The organism is Bradyrhizobium altum, assembly GCF_020889705.1.
Taxonomy (GTDB): domain Bacteria; phylum Pseudomonadota; class Alphaproteobacteria; order Rhizobiales; family Xanthobacteraceae; genus Bradyrhizobium; species Bradyrhizobium altum.
Genome location: NZ_JACMYP010000524.1, coordinates 1 through 1699, shown reverse-complemented (window position 1 = coordinate 1699; position 1699 = coordinate 1). Strand labels below are relative to the sequence as shown.

The following is a 1699-nucleotide window of genomic DNA, read 5'->3' as shown; positions in this document are numbered from 1 at the left end:
GTAAGCGCTTATTTTTCTGCACTGCGAGCGCGGGTGGCCGCGGCGTCGTGTGACGCCGGGCCCCAGCGGATCATCGGAACGGCTTGATTGACCCTGAGCGTTCGACCGTCAGCCGCTGCTCTCAGCTGGCAGTTTTTTTTGAGCGGTGCAGTTGAACGGCAACAGATCTTCGATATCGGCGTCGGGCGCACGCTGGGGCAATTCAGTGAGCGCGTGACGTAGCCATGCATAGGGATCGACGCCGCAGGCCCGGCATGTCAGCACCAAACTGTAGATCACGGCGCTTGCCCTGGCGCCGGCAACGGTGTCGCTGAACAGCCAACTTTTTCGTCCGGTGACAAACGGCCTGATGTCGCGCTCGAGAACATTGTTATCGATCGGGGCGAGACCGTCACTGGTGTAGCGGGTCAGATAGTCCCATTGGTTGCGCGCATAGGCGATCGCCTTGCCGGTAAAGCTTTCGGGTAGGACCTTCGGCGCCTGGTCGTCGAGCCACGTTCTGAAGGCGGCCAATACCGGCAGGCTATGCTGCTGGCGCAGCCGCAAGCGATATTCGGCGCGCGTTTCGCCGTCGGGCGGGGTCTGGCGCGCCACCCTCTCGACCTCATACAACGCCTCGAAGAACTTGAGCGCCTGCAATGGCGGACCGCCAGGCTTTTTCCTGGCCTTGAGCGCGTCGGTAAATTTCCTGCGCCCATGCGCCATACAGCCGAGATGCGTCGCGCCTGTCAGCGTGCGCCAGGCGTCATAGCCGTCGCTCATCAACAAGCCGCTATAGCCGGCCAAGAAGGCCTGCGGATGTTCCTGGCCGCGACCGGGCTGGTAATCGAACAGCACGACCGGCTGCGCGCAGTCCTGGCCGCTGCGATAGGCCCACATGAAGGATTTGGCCTGTGCGTCCCGGCCGTCCTCTTTAAGAACCTGGACCCAGGTTTCGTCACCGTGGACCAGGGGCTGCGCCCTGAGCTTTTGCTGTAGCGCGTCATAGACCCGCTGCAGCTGCAACTCGCTCGACCGGATCACCCAGTTGCCCAGCGTCCCGCGGCTGATGCTGACGTTGGCGCGCCCCAGTGCGTCCGCCAGACGATACAGCGGCGTGCCGTCGACGTATTTGCTGGCGAGCACGAGCGCCAGCGTCGATGGTGTGGCGACGCTGCCCGGCAACGGCTGCGCCGGCATCGGCGCGGTCACAATCGGGGTGTTCAGCGCGGTGCGCTCGCAGTGACGGCAGGCATATTTGAACCGCACATGTTGCAGCACCGACGCCTTCACCTCGATGTGCAACTGCTCGGTGACGGTCTCGCCCATCCGATGCATTCCCTGGCCGCAGCACGGACAGTCCTTCTGATCCTCACCCAGATCATGTTCGACGCGCTGGCGCGGCAGATCTTCAGGCAGCGGCTTGCGGCCGCGTTTCTTCGGCGCCGGCATTAAAGCCTCCGGCAATCCCGTGTCCGGCACGGCGACCGCCTCGACATCGGCGTCGTCCCGGCTTTCAGCGGCGGCCTGCTCGGCTTCGTTGAAGATGCGCTCCGTGAGCTTTTCGCTCTTCGGCGCATAGCGGTGCAGGCGCTCCAGACGCAACTGCTCCTCAAGATGCAGGACGCGGTGCGCGAGTTTCTCGTTCTCGGCCCTCAGCGCAGCGATCTCGGCCGCGCTCGCCGCGATCAGTGATTCCAGCTCGTGCGTTGTGGGCTTG

The 1699-nt window shown here is 64.0% G+C and carries 1 protein-coding gene; it reads right to left on the bottom strand.

Translation table 11 applies throughout. The features are described from left to right. Window positions 1-108 precede the first annotated feature (108 nt). A partial coding sequence (gene tnpC, locus H8B02_RS47085) for an IS66 family transposase (RefSeq protein WP_229172489.1) occupies window positions 109-1699 on the bottom strand: 1591 nt, incomplete at its 5' end.